The 21,575-nt window shown below is 38.7% G+C and carries 15 protein-coding genes; 13 read left to right on the top strand and 2 right to left on the bottom strand.

Features of this window, described 5'->3' with window-relative positions; genetic code table 11:
- Positions 1-4 precede the first annotated feature (4 nt).
- From ptsP to PATL70BA_RS04220, 12 genes are all read left to right on the top strand, one after another.
- The gene (gene ptsP, locus PATL70BA_RS04275; protein ID WP_125136223.1) at positions 5-1,717 is read left to right on the top strand and encodes a phosphoenolpyruvate--protein phosphotransferase; all 1,713 of its coding nucleotides are present in this window, start codon (positions 5-7) and stop codon (positions 1,715-1,717) included.
- A 27-nt stretch (positions 1,718-1,744) separates the two neighbouring features.
- Positions 1,745-2,740: a dihydroxyacetone kinase subunit DhaK gene (gene dhaK / locus PATL70BA_RS04270; protein WP_125136222.1), complete on the top strand. Its 996-nt coding sequence runs from the start codon at positions 1,745-1,747 to the stop codon at positions 2,738-2,740.
- A 311-nt stretch (positions 2,741-3,051) separates the two neighbouring features.
- Positions 3,052-6,474, top strand: coding sequence for a helicase-exonuclease AddAB subunit AddB (gene addB, locus PATL70BA_RS04265; protein ID WP_125136221.1), 3,423 nt, complete (start codon positions 3,052-3,054; stop codon positions 6,472-6,474).
- A gap of 90 nt (positions 6,475-6,564) precedes the next feature.
- The gene (locus tag PATL70BA_RS04260; protein ID WP_125136220.1) at positions 6,565-6,876 is read left to right on the top strand and encodes a hypothetical protein; all 312 of its coding nucleotides are present in this window, start codon (positions 6,565-6,567) and stop codon (positions 6,874-6,876) included.
- An 8-nt stretch (positions 6,877-6,884) separates the two neighbouring features.
- Entirely contained in the window at positions 6,885-7,946 is a 1,062-nt protein-coding gene (locus PATL70BA_RS04255) for a V-type ATPase subunit (RefSeq protein ID WP_125136219.1), read from the top strand.
- On the top strand, positions 7,939-9,858 hold the full coding sequence (locus tag PATL70BA_RS04250) for a V-type ATP synthase subunit I (RefSeq protein ID WP_125136218.1): 1,920 nt from the start codon (positions 7,939-7,941) through the stop codon (positions 9,856-9,858). Before PATL70BA_RS04255 ends, PATL70BA_RS04250 begins: the two co-directional genes overlap by 8 nt.
- A 41-nt stretch (positions 9,859-9,899) precedes the next feature.
- Entirely contained in the window at positions 9,900-10,328 is a 429-nt protein-coding gene (locus PATL70BA_RS04245) for an ATP synthase subunit C (protein WP_125136217.1), read from the top strand.
- 79 nt (positions 10,329-10,407) lie between these two features.
- Entirely contained in the window at positions 10,408-10,716 is a 309-nt protein-coding gene (locus PATL70BA_RS04240; protein WP_125136216.1) for a V-type ATP synthase subunit F, read from the top strand.
- An 8-nt stretch (positions 10,717-10,724) separates the two neighbouring features.
- The gene (locus PATL70BA_RS04235) at positions 10,725-11,324 is read left to right on the top strand and encodes a V-type ATP synthase subunit E (protein ID WP_125136215.1); all 600 of its coding nucleotides are present in this window, start codon (positions 10,725-10,727) and stop codon (positions 11,322-11,324) included.
- A gap of 15 nt (positions 11,325-11,339) precedes the next feature.
- Entirely contained in the window at positions 11,340-13,130 is a 1,791-nt protein-coding gene (locus tag PATL70BA_RS04230; RefSeq protein ID WP_125136214.1) for a V-type ATP synthase subunit A, read from the top strand.
- Positions 13,127-14,515, top strand: coding sequence for a V-type ATP synthase subunit B (locus PATL70BA_RS04225; RefSeq protein WP_125136213.1), 1,389 nt, complete (start codon positions 13,127-13,129; stop codon positions 14,513-14,515). The genes PATL70BA_RS04230 and PATL70BA_RS04225 overlap by 4 nt, the downstream gene beginning before the upstream one ends.
- 14 nt (positions 14,516-14,529) lie before the next feature.
- A complete protein-coding gene (locus PATL70BA_RS04220; protein ID WP_125136212.1) occupies positions 14,530-15,141 on the top strand; it encodes a V-type ATP synthase subunit D in 612 nt (203 codons plus the stop codon).
- Between the two features lie 102 nt (positions 15,142-15,243).
- Here PATL70BA_RS04220 and PATL70BA_RS04215 read toward each other — a convergent pair whose 3' ends face one another.
- Together PATL70BA_RS04215 and pyk are read right to left on the bottom strand one after the other, a co-directional pair.
- A complete protein-coding gene (locus PATL70BA_RS04215) occupies positions 15,244-16,335 on the bottom strand; it encodes a hypothetical protein (RefSeq protein WP_172596095.1) in 1,092 nt (363 codons plus the stop codon).
- A gap of 31 nt (positions 16,336-16,366) precedes the next feature.
- The gene (gene pyk, locus PATL70BA_RS04210; RefSeq protein WP_172596094.1) at positions 16,367-17,785 is read right to left on the bottom strand and encodes a pyruvate kinase; all 1,419 of its coding nucleotides are present in this window, start codon (positions 17,783-17,785) and stop codon (positions 16,367-16,369) included.
- Between the two features lie 168 nt (positions 17,786-17,953).
- Here pyk and addA point away from each other — a divergent pair, with 168 nt between their 5' ends.
- A complete protein-coding gene (addA, locus tag PATL70BA_RS04205; protein WP_125136209.1) occupies positions 17,954-21,571 on the top strand; it encodes a helicase-exonuclease AddAB subunit AddA in 3,618 nt (1,205 codons plus the stop codon).
- Positions 21,572-21,575: the final 4 nt, after the last annotated feature.

Below are 21,575 nucleotides of genomic sequence, written 5' to 3'. Positions count from 1 at the left end.
AGTAATGGAATATCTAGGCAAAGCTGTTGTTGAAGGCATCGGCATGGGAAAGGTACAACTTCTGCTATCTGCCTTTGATCATGAACTTGAGACATATGAGAAAGAAGATCAAAAAGCAGAGAAAGAAAAACTTCAAATAGCCATCGAAGGTGGACTTGAACAAATAGACAAAATACTGGATCAGGCAAGAATTAGTACCAATAAGGACCAGATTGCCATTATGGAAGCACATGTGCTCATGATGCATGATCCGATGTTGCAAGATACAATTGATCGGTATATTGAGGATGGTCTATCAGCGCCTGAGGCTACTTTAAGAGCATCAGATGAAGTGGCAGCCATTTTGGGAAGCTTAGATGATCCATATATTAGAGAACGTGCAGCAGATGTTAAAGATGTGGGAAAAAGAATCGTACGGTTGCTGCTTGGGATTCCTGATGCCAAATTGGATGGACAAAACATTATATTATGTGGCGAAGACATTGAACCATCGATAATTGCCAACCTATCCTCTGACCAAGTCGTTGGCATTGTGATGGGTAGTGGCAGTGCGACTTCTCATTCGGTCATTATCGCCAAGTCAAAAGGTATTGTTACTATCGTAGGTATTGGCGAAGCGGTCAGCAAACTGAAGAATGATGAAATAGCCATTGTTGATGGTTATGAAGGCAAACTGTTCATGCATCCGGATGAAGAAACAGTTAAGAAGTATGAGGAAGCTTTGAAGATAGAAGAAGAGAAACGCATATACTATCTGAGTCTGAAAGACCTTCCGGCAGTCACTGTGACCGGGCAGGAAATTACTTTGGCGACCAATATCGGAAACCCCAAGGACATTGATGATGCTCTAAAATATGGCGGAAAAGGTGTTGGACTTTTTAGAACTGAATTTGTTTTCATGGGTAAAAAGAAAATGCCAACAGAGGAAGAACAGTTTGAAGCCTATCGCTATGTTGTTGAAAGATCAGAGGGTCATCTATGCGTCATTAGAACAATGGATATAGGCGGCGATAAACCTTTAAGTTACTTGGATATAGGCAAAGAAGAAAACCCCTTCTTAGGCTGGCGCGCCATTCGTATATGCTTAGAGAGAACAGATATATTCTTAACACAGATTAAAGCGATTCTTAGGGCTTCAGCTTATGGAAAACTAGCCATTATGTTACCTATGATTATTGGGTATGAAGAAGTAACAGCCGCAAAATCATTAATTAAAGAGGCCAAGAGCCTGTTGGAGAGTCAAGGTCAAGCCTATGACAAAAACATTGAAGTCGGCATCATGATAGAGACCCCAGCTGCGGTAATCATGTCCGATGAACTGGCACAGGAGATGGATTTCTTTAGCATTGGTACCAATGATTTGGTTCAATATACCCTTGCGGTAGATAGAGGTAATCAAAGAATCAGTCACTTATATGATCATTTTAATCCGGCTGTACTAAGATCCATCAAAACAGTTATAGATGGGGCACATAAGTATGGAAAATGGGTCGGTGTCTGTGGCGAAATGGCTGGTGATCCGTTAGCGACGAAGCTACTGGTTGAGATGGGTATTGATGAACTAAGCATGAGTGGGCCATCCATACCCAAAATCAAAGAGATTATTCGGAAAATGGATGTCGAGGAAAAAATTGTAGAAGAAGTTTTAAAGCAAAAAGAAGTAAAAAAAATCAGGCAACTATTAGCTGGCACAGTTCTTGCTAATAATATAAAGTGATACCATTAATCAAAAGGAGGATGAAAAATGAAAAAAATTATCAACAATCCAGACAATGTAGTAGATGAAATGCTTAAAGGGATTATCGCAGCACATCCAAGCTACGTAAAGAGAGTAGAAGGTTTTGAAGTATTGGTAAGAGCCAATGCACCACAACCCAAAGTTGCCTTGGTTAGTGGCGGGGGCAGTGGTCATGAGCCTTCACATGGTGGCTTTGTTGGAAAAGGTATGTTAGATGGTGCGGTTGCCGGAGCAGTATTTACATCACCTACACCAGACCAAGTCTATGAAGCAATTAAAGCGGTAGACGGTGGAAAAGGTGTTTTACTGGTTGTCAAAAATTACACTGGGGATGTAATGAACTTTGAAATGGCAGCAGAGATGGCAGCAGAAGAAGGCATCACCGTTGAACATGTCGTTGTCAACGATGACGTAGCCGTAGAAGATAGTACTTGGACAACAGGTAGAAGAGGTATAGCAGGAACTGTATTGATTCATAAGATTGCAGGTGCAAAAGCTGAAGCAGGTGGCGACCTTCAAGAAGTTAAGCGTGTAGCTGAAAAAGTTATTGCTAACGTGAAATCAATGGGTATGGCACTTACTACTTGTACAGTACCGGCAGCTGGAAAACCAAGTTTCGTTCTTGGGGATGATGAAGTTGAAATCGGTATGGGTATCCATGGCGAGCCAGGCACACATAGAGAGACTTTACGTTCTGCAAACGATACAGTTGACCATTTACTTGGTAAAGTATTAGAAGACTTAAGCCTTGATAAAGACGATGAAGTAGCTGTATTGGTAAATGGCTTAGGCGGAACACCAATCATGGAACTTTATGTTGCAAACTTAAGAGTAGCAGAAGTATTGGCAGAAAAAGGCATTCGTATAGCTAAGACTTATGTTGGTAACTATATGACATCTTTAGACATGGCTGGTTTTTCAGTTACAGTGTTAAAATTGGATGCTGAGCTCAAAGATCTATTATTTGCACCAGCTGATACGCCAGCACTTGTTCAGAACTAAGATATTAAAAAAACCAAACTTTAGGTTGATGAACCCTAAGTTTATTAAGTCCAAAAGATCTCTAAGCGTTAAAAATGCTTAGAGATCTTTTTTTGTTTTTATTAGAAGTCCCATGAAAACCCTTCCACAGCAACGCTCATGTAGAAAGTTACTAAAAAAAACAATTTTGTGAAAAAAATAATGTATATATTTTATGAGGTAAATTTTTGGATATTGCTCTATAATATAATATAGAGCATTCTTGTTTAACGAAGATATCGATGATTGAGATTTTTTGTGATAAATGACAGAACGGATTGGGGTGATATATTTTGGGCGTTCGAATCGTTATGAATAAGCTAGGCAGTGGCAAAACGGAAAAATTATATAAAGAAATCATTGAGGCTTCCATTACATTGCCGATGGATGAAACCATTCTACTCATTGTACCGGAACAAGCCACGCTGAATGTTCAACATGAGATGATAAGGGCCCATCCCAATCATTGTATTACCAATATAGAAGTTCTAAGCTTTGGAAGGCTTTCTTATAGAATGGTGGACGAACTCGGCGTTGCGGGTAAAGCTTTGCTCTCAGATGTTGGAAAGACCATGATGATTCGTAAGATTATTGATACCTCAAAAGCAGATTACCCTTTTTTGAGTAGGCATATTCAGAAAAAAGGCTATGTAAATGAGTTGCGTGATTTGATGTCAGAATTCTCAAGGTATGGCATATCAGAATATGACTTTGAAAGTATCGTAGATCAAACCGATGTGGAGATCCTAAAGTTAAAACTAAAAGACTGTGGAAAACTTTATAACACATATAAAGAACAATTGCTTGCTAATTATTTAAGTGGTGAAACTCTTTTTGAACGTCTGGTAGAGGTTGCTCATGAGAGTCAGTGGTTAAAAAAAGCTACCATCATAATCGACGGGTTCTATGGTTTTACACCGATACAATATCTATTAATAGAAAAACTTATGTATACCGCGAAGGAATTGACCCTAACCCTAACCGGTGAAGCTTCTGTTCTTAAGGGAAAACCCTTAGACGAGAGCCATCTATACTATGAGAGTTATTATACCTATCATGCCTTGCTACAAAAGATTCATGAGCAAAGGATTCATGATTATACAGAAGAAGCATGGATAGATGAACCAGCAGGTGATGTGAACTTCATCCAGCATTTAAGAGAAAATCTCTATCAGTATCCATATGATGCCTTTGAGGTGGGCCCAAAAGGGTTGCATTTGGCCCATGCGTCATCCATGAAAAAAGAAGTGGCCTATATAAGAGACAGCATACTCAAGCTGGTTATGGAAAAAGACTATACTTATAACGATATAGGGGTCTTAGCTGGTGATCTAAATCGTTATGAACGCCTCATCAATGAAATGCTTCCGGAAGCCGGAATTCCCATCTATTTTGACAAGAAAAAACCTTTTGCATCCAACGATGCGGTAATCTTCGTTATGTCCATTATTAAAGTGTTTAAAAGCAATTTTAGTTATGAGGCAATTTTTGAATATCTAAAATCAGACTATGTGGACTATGACCAGGATCTGTTAGACCATTTGGAAAACTATGTCATCCGTTACGGTATCAGAGGTCTGTCAGCGTGGTCAAAAGAATGGGTCTATAAAGTCCCGGATATTCACAGAAAAAAAGAAACACCACAAGCCATACAGCTTTTATCAGCCATCAATGACTTAAGGGATATGATTATTCTACCCTTTGTGGCCGTCAAACATACTAAAAAACAAAGGGTCAAAGATCACTTACTGCATATCTATGAGATACTACGTCATCACGAAGTAGAATCAAAAATTCAGAACAAGGCAGACGATTATATGTCAACTTATCACTATGACGAAGCTAGGACTTATAACCAAGTCTATAAAGTGTTAATGACATTATTTGATCAATTGGCTTTGATGTCCACTGAAGAAAAGGTAGATGATGGGACGTTCTATAATCTCATGGAAGCAGGTATTGAACAACTTGAACTCGGTCTAGTGCCGCCTAGGATGGATCAGGTGATTATCGGAGACCTAACAAGAAGTCGAATGCCGCGTAAAAAAGCTATTTTTGCCATTGGCTTAAACGAAGGTGTTGTACCTATGCTAAAAGAGGGTTCAGGGTTATTAACAGACCGTGAAAGAGAATGGATGGTGGAAAAAGGAATAAAATTAGCGCCAACGACCATTAAGAACCTCTACCGAGAACAGTTCTATATCTATATGGCCTTGTTAAATACAAGTAAGAGTCTATATTTAAGCTATACCCTTATGAATGAAGAAGGAAAAGCAAGCAGACCATCTCATTTGATTCATATGATCAAGAAGATATGTCCTCTTGTAAGACATTATAATATCGATCAACTCTATAAAGATAAGATTGTCATCAATAGACCAAGTGTGGTATTTAAGCAGTTATTACAAAAGCTACAAGAAGACAAAGACATTAATATAAAGGGTGATATGGATGTGGAATCCATATTAACCTGGTATAGAAAAGAGCCGGAGTGGTCATCTAGGCTAGAGATGGCACTTAGAGGCCGCAAAGATCATTTGTTAGAAGATCATTTGTCAGATAGTCATCGATTATACGGAGAAACCCTAAAAAACAGTGTGTCTCGGCTTGAACAGTTTTCCAAGTGTCCTTTTGCCCACTTTGTTACTTATGGATTAAAAGCTCATGAAAGAGAAGCATATGAGATTACCATGCCCCAGTTGGGCTTAATATTTCATAAGGTCATCGAGCTGATATCCAATCGTGTACAGATGCGGCACTTATCATGGTCAGATGTCTCGGAAACAATGCGAAAAGAATGGATTGAAGAATTTGTAATGGACCTTGTTGGAGAAGAGACTCAAAGGGTATTTTTTGACTCCAATAGAAACATCTTTTTATTGAACCGTCTAAAGAAAATCTTGAATCGGTCCATATGGGCCATTGCCTATCAAATCAGTCAAGGTGACTTTAGACCACAGTTTACTGAGTGGCATTTTGACGGCGCTGATTATGATGTGAGCAGCTTAAATCTAGAATTGGAAAACCATAGAAAAATGATCTTAAGAGGTACAATCGATCGGATCGACAGTTATTCGAATGACACCTATACCTATATAACGATTATTGATTATAAGTCTTCCAGTCAGGATCTGGATTTTGGCGATGTTTACCATGGGCTTCAATTACAATTATTAGTGTATCTAAATGCCGCACTTCAAGTACAGGAAAAGGCATCGGATAAGAAAGTTATACCGGCGGGTTTATTTTATTTTAAGATTGACGATCCTTTTATTGCTTCATTGGCAGACTATAATGAAGCACATGTTGAAGATGGTCTTCTAGAATCTATGCAGTTAAAAGGTGTAGCCTTAAATGATTCGGATGTGATAAAAAAACTGGACAATTTATTTGTAAAGGCATCTAAAGTGATTCCTGTATCAAAGAATAAGGACGGTCAGTTATCGAAGGCTTCAAAAGTATTAGAACTTGAGGATTTTGACACATTGTGTGGCTATGTTCGAGATGAAACCCAAAGAATAGGCAATGAAATCGTAAATGGCAATATTGAAGTCAAACCCTATAAAAAAGGGGAACAAAGTGCGTGTGATTATTGTAAATATAGTGGCATATGTCGATTTGATGATAAGATGCCTAACTTTGAATACAGACGAACGGACCAAGAAAAAGACAAGGATTATCTTGAAATGATGAAAAACCATTGTCAACAGGATTAATTCAGTGTTACACTATACTATAGGGCAATTTTTTAAAACCATGTGAAAGAGGAATCCGAAATAGCAGTCTAATGAAAAGAGGTTTCAAATATGGAAGAGGTCATTAAGAGAATCATTGATATTGAGGAAAAAGCACAAGCTTTAATGGATCATACTTTAGAGGAAAAAGAGACATTGATTAAGAGTTATGAAGAAAAAATGCAAGCCATGGAAAAGCGAATTATTGAAGAAGCCGAAACGAAAATAGAACAAATAAGAAAAAAAGAACTTAGTGACAGTGTGGCTGAAAGAAAAGCTGTCGAATCCCAATGTGATCTGAAAATGAAGACCATAGAAGAAAAAATCAGAAAGCATAAAGAAGTATGGGTTACGGATTTGGTTAATCAAGTCTTAAATAGGTAGGTAGAGTTATGTTAAATGCTTTTAAATACGCACATCTAACAACTAAAATTAGGGCCATGCAAGGGAAAATGCTTAAAGACGAGGACTTTGTTAATTTACTTAGATTACAGTCTGTTAAGGAAATAGCAAATTATCTGAAAAACAACACGTACTATAAGCAGAATTTTGAGGATATGGACAATCAAGACATTCATCGTGGGCAGTTAGAGATCATGTTAAACCGTGCATTGATTAAAGATGCCCTTAAGATTGCAAAATACTTAAAAGGTAAAGAAAAATCTATCTATAGGTTCGTATACCGAAAACAAGAAATTGAAGATCTTAAAAAAATGCTTCGTGCCCTCCAAATGGGTAAGCCTTTGGATAAAATAGATCGAAAGACCTTGTTTATCAGTCATTATAGTAACATTGACTTTAATACAGCACTAAAAGCCAATACCATTCGTGAACTTATAGATACCTTAGCCCATACTAATTTTTATAAGATTTTGTCACCTTTGCTTTTAGAAGACAATAAGATCAATCTCTTTGCAGCAGAGATGGCACTGGACCTCTATTATTACAATCAGGTCCATGACCAGATTCATAAGAAAATGTCCGGAAAAGACTATGAGCTTATGCATATGAGTTTTGGCCTGGATGCAGATTTTAGAAATATGATGTGGATTTATAGAAGCAAAGAATTTTATAACCTTAGAAAAGAAATTATTTACAGTTATATCATACCGAACGGGCATAAATTAAAAAAACAGGATATTATTAAACTGGTAGAGGCAGACACCGGAGAAGCGGTCTTAAAACTTCTAAAAACAGGGCCTTATGGAGATATTGTTGACTTTGATAGTGGTCATTGGGACAATAGCTTTAACAAATATTATGGCAACAAGCAATTAAGACAGATGCGCCTATTACCGTTTACAATCGCACCGATTATCGGTTATATTTTTATCAAAGAGATTGAGATTTTGAATTTGACAACCATTATTGAAGGTGTTAGATATAAAGTTGATCCGAAAAAAGTTGAGACATACTTGGCACGACAGAGTAAGGGAGTGGGGAATTATGATTGAGAAAATGCATTTTGTAAACATAGTCGGACCGCTTAAATCATTTGATACATTCGTGATTCAAAGCTTCATACCACATGAAATCCAATTGGAAAATGCTTATAACATTCTCCATTCGGTAAAGGGGTTGTTTAGATTTGATGATGAGAACCCCTACCAGAAGCTTGAAGAAAAAGTGAATAAACTGGGTGAGGTAGCAGATGTTGTTTTTGAATATGACGATGCAGCACCAGTGGGTATCATGCCGGTACATATGCTAGAACCGGAGATTGAAGGCTATGAAAGACAGATAGAAACAATTAAACATATCAGTAATTCTCTAAAGGAAGATTTAGAGTACAAGATACAACTTAGAAATCAAATCCTTCCTATAAAGAATCTGGATATTAAGGTCAATGAACTGTTTGATTTTGATTACATGAAGTTCAGGTTCGGATCTATGGCCATAGACAACTTTGAAAAACTTCAGGATTATATTGAAGCGATGGATGTTATTGCTTTTGAGGTCTCAAGAACGGACAAACTGGTTTACTTGTTCTACTTCACACCGAGAACGAAAAAGTTCAATATTGACAGTCTTTTTGCATCCTTGTATTTTACCAGGATTCGATTATCAAACGACATCAAAGGCTATCCGAAACAGACCCTTGAAAAACTAAACGAAGAGATAGAAGAACTGACGCAACGCGTTGAAGAATTAGAACAACAATCAAAAGCGTATATACAAAAGCACATTAAACGGATTCAAGAGTTATATACATATGTAGCTCAGCTAAACGGAACATTTGATGTAAGAGCTATGGCAGTAAGGTCTAAAGATGCTTTTTACATGACAGGTTGGGTAGCAGAAAGTGAGCTTTCCTCATTTAAAGAAAAGATGGATTCTTTTCCTAGTGTAACATGTGTTTTTGAGGATGATGAAACGAATAAGAACGCAAAGCCACCAACCAAACTTCGAAATAATTGGTTTTTCAAACCTTTTGAACCGGTTGTTAAGATGTATGGTACCCCTTCATACAATGAGTTTGATCCGACTGTGTTTGTGGCCATAACCTATATGCTTATGTTTGGAGGTATGTTTGGGGATGTGGGACAAGGTTTGGTCATCAGTCTTTTTGGATATATGCTCTACCGCAAATATCAAAATGGTTTGGGACAGATTATGATTTACTTAGGTGGTGCTTCTGTATTTTTTGGTTTTATTTACGGGTCCTTCTTTGGGGATGAGCATCTATTAAGTAGTACATTCAATTACACACCCATTAACAGCATGGAGAATATGATGGAAATGCTAGGGAGTGCTATTATTTTAGGTGTCGTATTAATCCTGATCGTAATGCTCATTAACATTCGTAATGCCTATAAACAGAAAAACATAGCTAAGATGCTTTTTGATCGAAACGGTGTGTCAGGCTTAGTATTTTATCTAGCGGTACTGGGAATAACCTTATCCATCGTCTTAAAAGTGGAGGTTCACCCCATCGTTGTTTTACTGTTTGTGGTAGCACCATTAATTTTAATATTTCTGGCGCATCCCTTGGACAACTGGATTCAAAAGAAAGAGCATATCTTCCCGGAAGATAAAGGCAGTTACATTATTGAGGCCTTATTTGAACTTGTAGAAACACTGTTGGCATTTTTGAGCAATACCATTTCATTTATGCGTGTAGGTGCTTTTGCATTAAATCATGTCGGTTTTTTCCTAGTGTTTAAGATTTTATCCGAAATGGTTTCAAAGACGGAGAATTCCATCAATGGTGTTCTGGTGATGATTTTCGGGAATATACTGATTCTAGTACTTGAAGGCTTAATTGTCGGCATACAGGGCATCAGACTTGAGTACTATGAGTTATTTAGTCGTTTTTTTGAAGGCGAAGGAACAGAGTTTAAACCATTTACCATAAAAAAGTCATAAAATAATCGCAACGAGCGGGATTGAAAAATGGAGGAATCAAGATGAGTTTTATTTTAACGACGGCATTAGTATTGGTATTATCAACAGTAGGTGTAGGTATATGGAGCATAAGAAGAAACATCAAACAGTCTCATGCAAAAGCATATATCGGTCTTAATCTTACTACTTTTTTTGTATTAATGATTGGCGCAACAGTTTTTATTTTTAGTGGACCTGAGTCATTGGCTGCTACAGAGGATCTCGCAGTAGCTGTTGCATCACAAGAAGGTCTTAAGTTTATTGCGGCAGCACTATCCACGGGGCTTGCATCTATTGGTGCAGGTATCGCGGTTGCCATATCCGGATCAGCAGCTATTGGAGCAATCTCTGAAGACCCTAAGTTACTCGGTAAAACAGTAATATTTGTTGGGCTAGCAGAAGGTATTGCAATCTATGGCTTGATTATATCCATTATGATTCTTGGAAATTAAGGAAGTTTTTCACGCCGTGACCAATTTGCTTCGCAAAACGAAGCATAGCTTCTTTGTTTAACTCTAGGAGGTGCTTGTTATGAAGATGTTCTTAATTAGTGATAATATCGATACAAAAACCGGTATGCGTCTAGCAGGGGTATCAGGTGTAGTCGTGCATACGAGAGAAGAAGTCATTGAGGCTTTTAATGATGTATTAAAAAGACCTGAAGTAGATATTGTATTAATGACCGAAAAGATTGCATTGCTCATACCGGAAATGATTGATGATGTGCGTTTGAACTATCAGACCCCTCTAATTGTTGAGATACCTGATCGACATGGTTCTGAACGTAAATCAGATTCAATAACCCGTTATGTACGTGATGCTCTCGGACTTAAGATATAAGGTGGTATATGATGAGTAAAGTAGATGAAAAACTTGCACGCTTTTCTAATGATATTATGACAGATATCGGTGAAGAGCGTAGTATGATGCTAAAAGAGGTTGAAGAACGAGAAAAGAAAGCTTATGAGGCAAAGGAGCTTGCCTTACTGACCCAAGCGTATGAGAAAATACAATCAGCGCTTCTCAAGATTGATAAAGAAAAAAATGAGCTGATGTCTAAAACACTTTTAGATAATAGAACACGGTTGTTACATAAACGTTTGGAATTGGTAGATGAGATTTTTAATGAATCAGTGGCACGTCTACAAGCTTTTACAAAAACAGAGGCTTATATGCCATATTTAATAAGTCTGATTGAAGAAGGAAGACGTGTTCTTGGTGTGGGTAATTTGGAAGTATGTCTGAATTACAGTGATCATGCTATTAAAGATCAGGTTAGTGCAACGACAGGACTAAAGGTGGTTCTAGAATCAAAACAAGTTAATCTGGTCGGAGGATGTAAAATATACAACAGGACCAGCCAAAAGGTTGTAGATTATTCTTTTGCGAATGCATTGGAAGATTTGCGGGAAGATTTCTTGCATAAATGTAATTTAGAAGTGGGATAAAGGGGGTGTCATAACATGATTGAACAAGGTAGAATTGCCGGTATCAATGGACCGGTTATTACCATTAGAGGCAGTAAAAAATATCAAATGCTTGAAATGATATTTGTAGGACACCTGAAACTTATTGGTGAAGTTATTAATATTGAAGGACAAGATGTTATTGCTCAAGTCTATGAGTCAACAACCGGTCTTAGGGTTGGAGAACCTGTTTATGCGACTGGAGAGCCCATGTCTCTGGAACTTGGACCGGGCATTGTAGGTGGTGTTTTTGACGGTATACAAAGACCCTTAACGACTATAAATGAGAAATCAGGTGCATTTATTGGTCGTGGACTGGATGTGGTAGCACTTGATCGTAATACGAAATGGCACGTTGAGTTGCCGGTTAAAGTAGGGGATGCGCTAAAAAGCGGTGATACTTATGCCTTGGTTCAAGAGACTGAGCTTGTTATGCATAAAGTTATGCTTGGCCCCCATCAATCAGGTAAAGTTATAGAAGTTGTAGAACCAGGTCAGTATACTATTGATCAAACTGTTGTAAAAATCATGGACCAATATGAGGATATTATTGAATTAAAGCTTTATCAAAAGTGGCCGGTTAGACAGCCAAGACCCTTTAATGCGCGTAAACCATTATCTAAGCCACTCATAACGGGTCAACGTATTATAGATAGTCTTTTCCCCATAGCCAAAGGCGGTGCGGCAGCCATACCCGGTGGATTTGGTACTGGTAAAACCATGACCCAACACCAATTGGCAAAATGGAGCGATGCAGATATCATTGTTTATATTGGTTGTGGCGAGCGTGGTAATGAGATCACGGAAGTGTTAGAAGACTTCCCTAAGCTTATAGATCCAAAATCAGGAAAACCATTAATGGAAAGAACCATACTTATAGCGAATACATCTAATATGCCTGTTGCTGCTCGTGAAGCATCGATATACACGGGTATTACAATAGCTGAATATTATAGAGACATGGGTTATCATGTTGCCATTATGGCGGATTCGACATCTAGATGGGCAGAGGCACTTAGAGAAATCTCGGGACGACTTGAGGAAATGCCGGCAGAAGAGGGCTTTCCATCTTATCTTCCCTCCAGGCTTTCACAGTTTTATGAGCGTGCCGGATACGTAGAGACCCTAAACGGTCAAGAAGGTTCTGTAAGCATCATCGGTGCGGTTTCACCACAAGGCGGGGACTTCTCGGAGCCGGTCACCCAAAACACCAAACGTTTTATCCGATGTTTTTGGGCCCTTGATCGTCAACTGGCGTATTCAAGACACTATCCGGCCATACATTGGTTGAATTCGTATAGTGAATATATGACAGGGATGGCACCTTGGTATCAAGAAAATGTTTCGGAAGACTTTTTGACCATACGTCAGGAAGTCATGGCCTTGTTACAAGAAGAAAGTAAATTGATGGATATTGTTAAATTGATTGGCGCCGACATACTGCCGGAGGAGCAAAAATTAATCCTTGAGATATGCTCCGTATTAAGGCTTGGCTTTTTACAACAAAATGCTTTTCATGATGTGGATACCTATGTACCCTTAGGCAAGCAAAAGGAAATGATGCGCGTTACACTTTATGCCTATGAGAAATCCAAGGAATTATTAGAATTTGGTATACCGGTTTCCCAGATGCGCAAAACAGGTATCTATGAAGAACTGATAAAAATCAAATACACGGTAGGTAATGAGAATTTGGATGCCTTTGAGCCGATTTTTGCCCGTGTCGACAAAATATTTTCAACACTACGTGAGAGTTATAAAAGCTTTGAAAGGGTGAAGAACGGATGAGTATAGAATACTTAGGTTTAAGAGATATAACTGGATCCATTATAATCCTAGAAGACGTAAAAGATGCTTTTTTTGAAGAAATGGTAGAAATCACCATGGATAGTGGCGAGGTAAGGTTAGGTCGTGTTATTGAGTTACTTGAAGATGTGGCTATTGTACAGGTTTTTGAAGGTACGACAGGTATGTCCAGCTCCAATACAAGAACAAGATTTACAGGCAAACCTCTTAAAATACCCTTGTCCAAAGAGATTCTAGGCAGAAAGATGAACGGTCTAGGTAAACCTATAGATGGTTTGGGAAATCTCCTTGCAGATGTACGGTGGGATATTAATGGCGATCCCATTAATCCCATAGCAAGAAAATACCCAAGAAATTATATTCAGACAGGTATTTCTGCCATTGATGGTTTAACCACTTTGATTCGTGGTCAGAAATTACCAGTTTTTTCCGGCAATGGATTACCACATGATGCACTGGCTGTGCAAATCGTTAACCAAGCACAACTCTCAGCAGAAAATGAGGATGAGGATAACTTTGCCATCGTATTTGCGGCCATGGGCGTCAAAAATGACGTAGCGGACTATTTCACCCAGAGCTTTACCAGTAGCGGTGTTATGGAGAAAGTTGTGACCTTTATGAATCTGGCCAACGATCCGGTTGTTGAGAGAATTGTAACACCAAGATGTGCATTAACAGCAGCAGAGTACCTTGCATTTGAGCATAATATGCATGTACTTGTGATTCTAACGGATATGACATCTTATTGTGAAGCCCTTAGGGAGATTTCCTCATCTAAAGGTGAGATTCCAAGTAGAAAAGGTTTCCCAGGGTATATGTATAGTGACCTAGCCTCTCTTTATGAACGCGCAGGTATGCTAAAAGACAGGAAAGGTTCTATTACACAAGTGCCGATATTGACCATGCCCAATGATGATATTACTCATCCTATACCGGACTTGACCGGTTATATTACAGAAGGTCAGGTGGTACTGGACCGAAGTCTACATCAGAAAGGTATTTACCCACCGATTATTGTGCTACCTTCTTTATCAAGACTGATGAAAGATGGTATAGGTGAAGGTTATACCAGAGCCGATCATCCTCAAGTGGCGAATCAGCTTTTTGCATCCTATGCAAGGGTTCAAGAGGTTAAAGCCTTAGCTTCGGTAATCGGTGAGGATGAACTGACAGAAATCGATCAGAAGTATATGGCTTTTGGTCGGGCTTTTGAAACCGGATTCGTAGCACAAAAATTCGATGAAAACCGGGTTATGGAAGCAACTCTAGATATTGGATGGCGTTTACTTGGTATGCTACCTAAGGAAGAATTGACCAGGCTGGATGATATCATCTTAAACAAGTATTATAAAGCTACGACAGAATAAGGAAGTGAGTCGTTATGGATAGTACATTATTTCCAACCAAAGGTAATTTAATACTGGCTAAGAATACACTATCTCTATCAAGGCAAGGTTATGATCTTTTAGAACAGAAAAGAAATATCCTTGTACGGGAAGTTATGCTCTTAATTGATGAAGCTAGAGAGATTCAGAGTGTCATCAGTAGTACCTTTGCCAACGCTTACGCTGCACTTCAAGAAGCCAACCTCACCATCGGTATTAATACTGTGGAACAGATTGGTGAGGCCATTGAAGAAGAAGACGGTATAGAGATCAAAGTACGTTCGATTATGGGTGTAGAAATGCCGGTAATCAAGGAGTTGTCAACAGAATTGGAGCCTCAATACGGCTTTGCCAGAACCAATTCGTCTCTTGATGAAGCATTCTCAATGTTCGTTAAGGTGAAGAATCTGACGGTACAACTGGCAGAGGTGGAGAACGCCATCTATAGATTGGCCTCTAATATCAAAAAAACACAAAAAAGGTCCAATGCCTTAAAAAACATTATGATTCCCAGGTATGAATCGGTAACAAAAAACATCGTAAATGCCCTTGAGGAAAAAGAACGGGAAGAATTCACAAGACTTAAGATGATCAAAAAAAGAAGTTAGCGCTTAAATATAAAGACATATTTACATACGAAAGGCTTTTTGCACAGTCAGTCCGTGAGGCACTGAATCTGCAAAAAGCCTTTGTAATTATGATTATAATTTTTAGAGTGTTAAATCAATATGGTGCACCGTACCGGCTTGTCCATTTTCTTTTAGGAAAATACCGGTTTGCCGTATGTAACCATCCGGTGACAAAGGACTGTTACCAAGGGAAAAGTCAGTAGCCACATGCCCAAGGTAGATGGCACCTACACCAACTTCGCCAAGTCCAAGCAAAACATCTTGTCCTTGTTCATTTTTATTCCATATACGTAACTTGGAAAAAACGGAGTCATTTTCATCAATCCAACCATTTTGATCTTCATCATGAAGGGCAAGATCTTTGAATCCGTTGCCAGATGAGGGTCCAAATAATTCACGACCGTCATCAATTTTACCGTTATCATTTAAATCAATAGCTAAGAAGCCACTGCCTTTTTGCAAAAAGGAAATCTGGTCATCCGTACCGTCAAAGTCCAAGTCAAAAGCATATTTTGATTGAGTTAACTTAGATGAAGGACCGTCATAATTAATAACAAGAGGATCAACAACCTTCCCATCTTTTGAAAGCAACGTCTCGCTTCTGAATTGAAAGGATTCATGACGTTGTAATTGGATAGAAAAATCAATGGTTCGACCATCGGATGTCTTTACGGTACCGGCTGCTTTAAAAGTCATGGATTGAGACATATCATAGCTGACTTTTTTTCTGTAATAAGGCTTTGGTGCTTCACCCAAGTGATTACCACCATTTTTAGCAAGTGTGTTACCATTTGACTCTGTTAACTCTACTTTTTTTGGCAGAGTGAACTTAATGTCTTTTCCGGTAAGAAAACTAAGAAGTTTTTCAAGGAGCAACACTTTTTGGTAGTCTTCTTCACTGATTTCATAGACTTTAGTACTACCAATATTTGACGCTCCATTTACCTCTTTTGTTTTCTGAGGATGTTGGAGGTCGAGAAGATCTTTAAAAGTATCTTTAAAGGGTAGGGTCGTTGTTTGCTTCTCATCATCAAGCTTGGTTAATTGTAGAGTAGCTTGTTCTTTACGTTTAGAATGGGCATACATCTCGATACCCGAACTTTGTATCTTCATCAAATCACCTCTGTAGGATAAAAAAACAATAGTGTCCATAGGTAATATCGGAAGATTCATAAGCCAACTTTAATTATTTTAATTCAAAAAGTTATTCCACTTCCATGACTTTCATTAAGTTGGTATTACCTTTTGTATTAAGCGGTATACCTGCAGTAATGACAACGGTATCGCCATTTTTGGCAAAACCTAAATTTTTAGCATGTTCTATGGATTTATAGAATAAGATGTCAGAAGAATTTTCAGCCTTCATAATAATAGGTACTACACCCCATAACATATTTAATTGACGTTGTGTAATAGGATTGATGGTAGGTGCTATAATCGGTGCTTCCGGTCGGAACATGGAAATGAGTCGTGCAGTTTTGCCGCTATAAGTAGGGCAAATAATAGCCGCTGCATTTAGATTCATAGCGGTGGTACAGGTAGCATAGCTGACGGCATTAGTCACACTTTTATCAAGAACCTCTGTGATTCTCTTGTATACAGCTTCATAGTCTGCAGTTTCCTCGGAAGCTTCTGCAATTTTTCGCATGATTCTAATAGCTTCAACAGGGTAGGAACCAGCAGCAGTTTCACCAGATAGCATGATGACATCCGTACCATCTAAGATGGCATTGGCAACATCTGAGACTTCTGCTCGGGTTGGTCTTGGATTGACAATCATGGAGTCCAGCATCTGTGTTGCGGTTATAACAGGTATACCTGCAGCGTTACATTTATGAATGATTTTCTTTTGAATCTGTGGGATGTATTCGGCAGGTGTTTCTACGCCTAGGTCGCCTCTTGCAACCATGACACCATTAGATACTTCTATGATTTCATCGATATTATCCACACCGGTTTGGCTTTCGATTTTTGCGATGATATGAACGTGCTCACCACCATTTTGATCTAGTAAAGTACGAATTTCTTCCACATCTCGTTTGGTACGAATGAAGGAAGCTGCTAAGTAGTCGATACCTTCTTTTATACCAAAAATAATATCATTTACGTCAGCTTCAGTCAGAGCGGGAAGCTTTACATCTACGCCGGGTACATTAATCCCTTTTCTATTTTTAACCCTGCCACCGTTTTTGACAACACAGATTATGTCAGTATCTTCAATTCCGGTAACTTCGACATCAATAAGTCCATCATCTATTAATATGCTGCTGCCAATTTTGACATCTTTATAGAGATTATCATAAGTAATGCAGAACCTTTCAGCCGTTCCTTCAAAGTCACCAAGACACAGACGGATCTCTTCACCAGCAAACAAATCAACACCACCGTCTACAAAAGTCTTGGTGCGAATCTCAGGCCCACGGGTATCCATAAGAATTGCAATGGGAAGGTTCAGTTCCTCTCGTACTTCCTTAATCAGATTAATATTCTTTAAAAGATATTCCTGATTACCATGGGACAAGTTAAGGCGTGCCACATTTAATCCGTTATTTACCAGTGCTATTAGTGTTTCCTTGTTGTCACTGGCGGGACCCAAGGTACATATTATTTTGGTTTTATTCATGAGAAGGGTTCTCCTATCATAGATCATTCTAGTTGACACATACACATTCATTATACCTTTCTGATGGATGTCTGTAAACATGAGGGAATATTTTCTATGAAATAGCTGTTTATCTATGGCATAATCTAAGGTTTTCAGCTAAAATAGACAGAGAAAGTGGGGTGCAGTATGAGTGAAGTAAGATTTACAGAGCAACAAAGCAAAGTCATTACGACCCATGGAAGAAATCTACTGGTTTCAGCAGCAGCCGGTTCGGGAAAAACAGCCGTCTTAGTTGAACGCATCATCCGCATGATTACAGATAAGACAGAACCTGTTTCAATTGACAGCTTACTTGTGGTGACTTTTACCAACGCAGCTGCATCGGAGATGCGAGAAAGAGTCGGTAATGCACTTTACAGTGCGATTGAAGATGATCCGACGAATCTATATTTGCAGCAGCAGCTTACGCTATTGCCCTCAGCCAATATTATGACTTTGCATGCCTTTTGCCTGCAGGTCATCAAAAACTATTTTTACAAGATTAACCTGGACCCTAGTTTTAAGATAGGAGATGAGATAGAGCTCACACTCATGCAAAATGAAGTCCTAGGAGAAGTTATAGAGACGTTTTATACAGAAGGTGATACAAATTATCTGGATTTCATTGAAAGTTATGCACCGGGGAAAAGCGATAAGGCGGTTGAAGCCTTAGTTCTATCTGTATATAAGCTCAGTCGAAGTCACCCAATGCCGGAAAAATGGTTGGAAAACAGCATAGACTTATTAGATATAAGAAACTTGGACCAATGGTACGAATCGCCCTATATCACTTATATGATGGAAGAAATATTTGAACAAATCAATGACCTTAAACTTTTGTCTAGGGAAGCGGCGGAGATTATAGAAACAGATATACGTCTTAAGCCAATGATGGAAACCCTTACGATCTATGATACCTATCTAAGGGATCTTGAGTCCGTTAAAGACAATAGGAGGTTTGTTTTTGAGATATTAAACAATCTGGACTATCCAAGAGCCAAGTCTGCCAAAAGAGGAACAGAACCGGAAGTGTGTGAGCCGGTTAAAGCTCTGATTGGCCGTATCAAAGACCAGCTTAAAACCATGCAAAACCAATATGGCTTTGATTATGATGAGACTTTCTTAAAGATGACGGCGATCAGTCATGGTCATATGAAAACACTGGCCGCCATCATTCAAGTATTTTCAGAAGCCTACCAAGAAAAAAAAGCCGATAAGAACATGATAGACTTTAATGACATCGAACATTTTGCTCTGAATATATTATTGGATGATAAAGGTATATCAACAGAGGTGGCCAAGATCTATGCAGACCGTTTTGTGGAGATTATGGTGGATGAATACCAAGACAGCAACTTAGTTCAAGAAACCTTAATTCAGAACGTATCACGAATAACAGAGGGAAAGCCTAATATCTTTATGGTAGGGGATATGAAGCAAAGTATATATAAATTTCGCTTGGCTAAGCCGGAGTTATTCTCAGAAAAATACGATACCTATACAACCGAAGAAAGTCATTATCAAAAAATTGAATTGCATCAGAATTTTAGAAGTCGAAAACAGATTCTGGACATGACCAATTACCTCTTTACACAATTGATGTCCAAGAAAATAGGAGATGTCCACTATGATGCATCTGCAGCCTTGAATCTAGGTGCGGACTATCGAATAGAATCAGATGTCTACGATACAGAAGTTCTATTAATTGAACGTGAAGGGTTTAGGGGGCTTACAACCAGACAGATTGAAGCACAGGCAGTCGCCGTTGAGATACAACGCCTTATGGCCTTAGATCCACCTATGATGATCTATGATGGTCAAGAAAAGACAGAGCGACGTCTGGCATATAAAGATATTGTTATACTCATGCGGACCATGACAGGTTGGTCAGAAGCTTTCGTAGAGACATTTGCAAGCTTCGGTATACCTGTGGCCAGTCGGTTGGCTACTGGATACTTTGAGACCATCGAGATAAAAACGTTACTCAATTTGCTTAGAATTATTGATAATCCTAAGCAAGATATACCTTTGCTTGCAGTCTTGCGTGCACCTATGTTTGGGTTTACGGGTGATGAACTGGTCACAATAAGACTGACAGATCCGGAAGTAGATTTTCACAGCGCCTTGACACTATATTATAATAGCATAATTGGGAACACACCCTTAGATGAAAAAGTAGTCAAATTTCAACTAGTACTACAGCATTGGCGCCAAGTGAAAAATAGCTTAAGTTTATACGGCTTGGTACAGCAGATTTTTGAGGACACGGGTTATTATGATTATGTTTCTATGATGCTTGGAGGACCTAAGCGCCAAGCCAATCTGGACATGTTTTTAGATCAAGTCCATAGGTACGAACAGATAAGCTTCAAAGGCCTTTTTAACTTCTTAAGGTATATGGAACATATGAAAAAGCATAGCATCGATCAAGGTGAAGCATTGCTTCATGATGAACAGGGCAATCAAGTGACCATTATGAGTATTCATGGAAGTAAAGGGCTCGAGTATCCGGTGGTTATTCTTCCAGCCCTTAGTAAGCTTTTTAATAAAAATGACATCCGACAATCGGTGCTCATCCATCAGGATTTTGGCTTTGGAACAGATACAATTCTTTCTAAGGAACGGATTAAAATACAGTCACCCATCAAAGAAGTTCTTAAGTCAAAAATGGATCAGGAATTAAAATCAGAAGAGCTTAGAATCCTATATGTAGCTTTAACTAGAGCACGAGAAAAACTAATCCTCATTGGCTCAGCAAAAAATATGGATAAACAGATTGAAAAATGGTCAAGGGCTCTAAGTATTGAAAGCATTCACCTTGGCACTCTAACGGTTAAAAGTTGTCAGAATTATTTGGATTGGATTATGTTGGCACTGATGCGCCATAGTCAGGCTAAAGAGTTGTATGCCAATACGGGCCTTGAGTACTCAGGAAAAGTCGCCCTTCAATCCATAGAGCCGAGTCTAACCATATATCAAAAGACATACTTGGATTATGAAAGTAACCCTTCCATCTTAAAAGCCTTGACTCCAGAGGATCAAGAGAAAAAAGCCAAGTTGGATCTTGATTTTGAGTCAAAAATGGCTTGGACATATACTTATGATACCTTGACCAAGATGGATATTAGCCAATCCGTATCAGAAATCAAGCGGCTTGAAGAAGAAAGCTATACAAAGCTACCCACCCGGGAAAAAACATCCATACGACCGGTTTTTATTGCAGGAGAGCAACCGATGACAGGGGCCCAGCGGGGACAAGCCTATCACAAAGTCATGTATCATCTTGATTTCTTATCTCAAATGGAGGAAAATTCCATAGCAGATAGGATAAAAGAGCTGTGTCAAAAGCAAATAATAACAGATCGTGAAGCTAAAAGTATTCTTCCTAGGTCGATTAAGGCTTTCTTAGATTCAGACATAGGAAAGCGGGCAAAAATCGCGGCTTCAAAAGGACAGTTGATTAAAGAAAAGCCATTTGTCATGGGGCTTGAACCGGAACTTGAAGCAGGGGTAGTCACATCAGATTATAGGATGGTTCAAGGTGTTATCGATTTGTTCTTTGAAGAAGAGGAAGGCCTTGTGATTGTGGATTACAAAACAGATCATATATCAGAGGGTGCCATAGATACATTGAAAAAAAGATACAGCACACAAATGCGTTATTACAAAAAAGCCTTGGAACAAGGCACAGGTAAGCGGGTAAAAGCTATTTACCTATATGCCTTGGGTATCTCAGAAACAATTGAAATCAAAATAGAAGCATAAAGCA

Source organism: Petrocella atlantisensis (assembly GCF_900538275.1).
GTDB classification, from domain to species: Bacteria; Bacillota; Clostridia; order Lachnospirales; family Vallitaleaceae; genus Petrocella; species Petrocella atlantisensis.
This window is presented reverse-complemented; position numbering and strand designations above follow the sequence as displayed.

What these genes read in the sequence shown, in the direction of transcription:
- dhaK (WP_125136222.1), top strand. Translation starts at nt 1,745, where the DNA reads ATGAAAAAAATTATCAACAATCCAGACAATGTAGTAGATGAAATGCTT.
- PATL70BA_RS04235 (WP_125136215.1), top strand. Translation starts at nt 10,725, where the DNA reads ATGATGAGTAAAGTAGATGAAAAACTTGCACGCTTTTCTAATGATATT.
- PATL70BA_RS04220 (WP_125136212.1), top strand. Translation starts at nt 14,530, where the DNA reads ATGGATAGTACATTATTTCCAACCAAAGGTAATTTAATACTGGCTAAG.
- pyk (WP_172596094.1), bottom strand. Translation starts at nt 17,785, where the DNA reads ATGAATAAAACCAAAATAATATGTACCTTGGGTCCCGCCAGTGACAAC.
- PATL70BA_RS04225 (WP_125136213.1), top strand. Translation starts at nt 13,127, where the DNA reads ATGAGTATAGAATACTTAGGTTTAAGAGATATAACTGGATCCATTATA.
- PATL70BA_RS04250 (WP_125136218.1), top strand. Translation starts at nt 7,939, where the DNA reads ATGATTGAGAAAATGCATTTTGTAAACATAGTCGGACCGCTTAAATCA.
- addA (WP_125136209.1), top strand. Translation starts at nt 17,954, where the DNA reads ATGAGTGAAGTAAGATTTACAGAGCAACAAAGCAAAGTCATTACGACC.
- PATL70BA_RS04230 (WP_125136214.1), top strand. Translation starts at nt 11,340, where the DNA reads ATGATTGAACAAGGTAGAATTGCCGGTATCAATGGACCGGTTATTACC.
- PATL70BA_RS04245 (WP_125136217.1), top strand. Translation starts at nt 9,900, where the DNA reads ATGAGTTTTATTTTAACGACGGCATTAGTATTGGTATTATCAACAGTA.
- PATL70BA_RS04255 (WP_125136219.1), top strand. Translation starts at nt 6,885, where the DNA reads ATGTTAAATGCTTTTAAATACGCACATCTAACAACTAAAATTAGGGCC.
- PATL70BA_RS04240 (WP_125136216.1), top strand. Translation starts at nt 10,408, where the DNA reads ATGAAGATGTTCTTAATTAGTGATAATATCGATACAAAAACCGGTATG.
- PATL70BA_RS04215 (WP_172596095.1), bottom strand. Translation starts at nt 16,335, where the DNA reads ATGAATCTTCCGATATTACCTATGGACACTATTGTTTTTTTATCCTAC.
- ptsP (WP_125136223.1), top strand. Translation starts at nt 5, where the DNA reads ATGGAATATCTAGGCAAAGCTGTTGTTGAAGGCATCGGCATGGGAAAG.
- PATL70BA_RS04260 (WP_125136220.1), top strand. Translation starts at nt 6,565, where the DNA reads ATGGAAGAGGTCATTAAGAGAATCATTGATATTGAGGAAAAAGCACAA.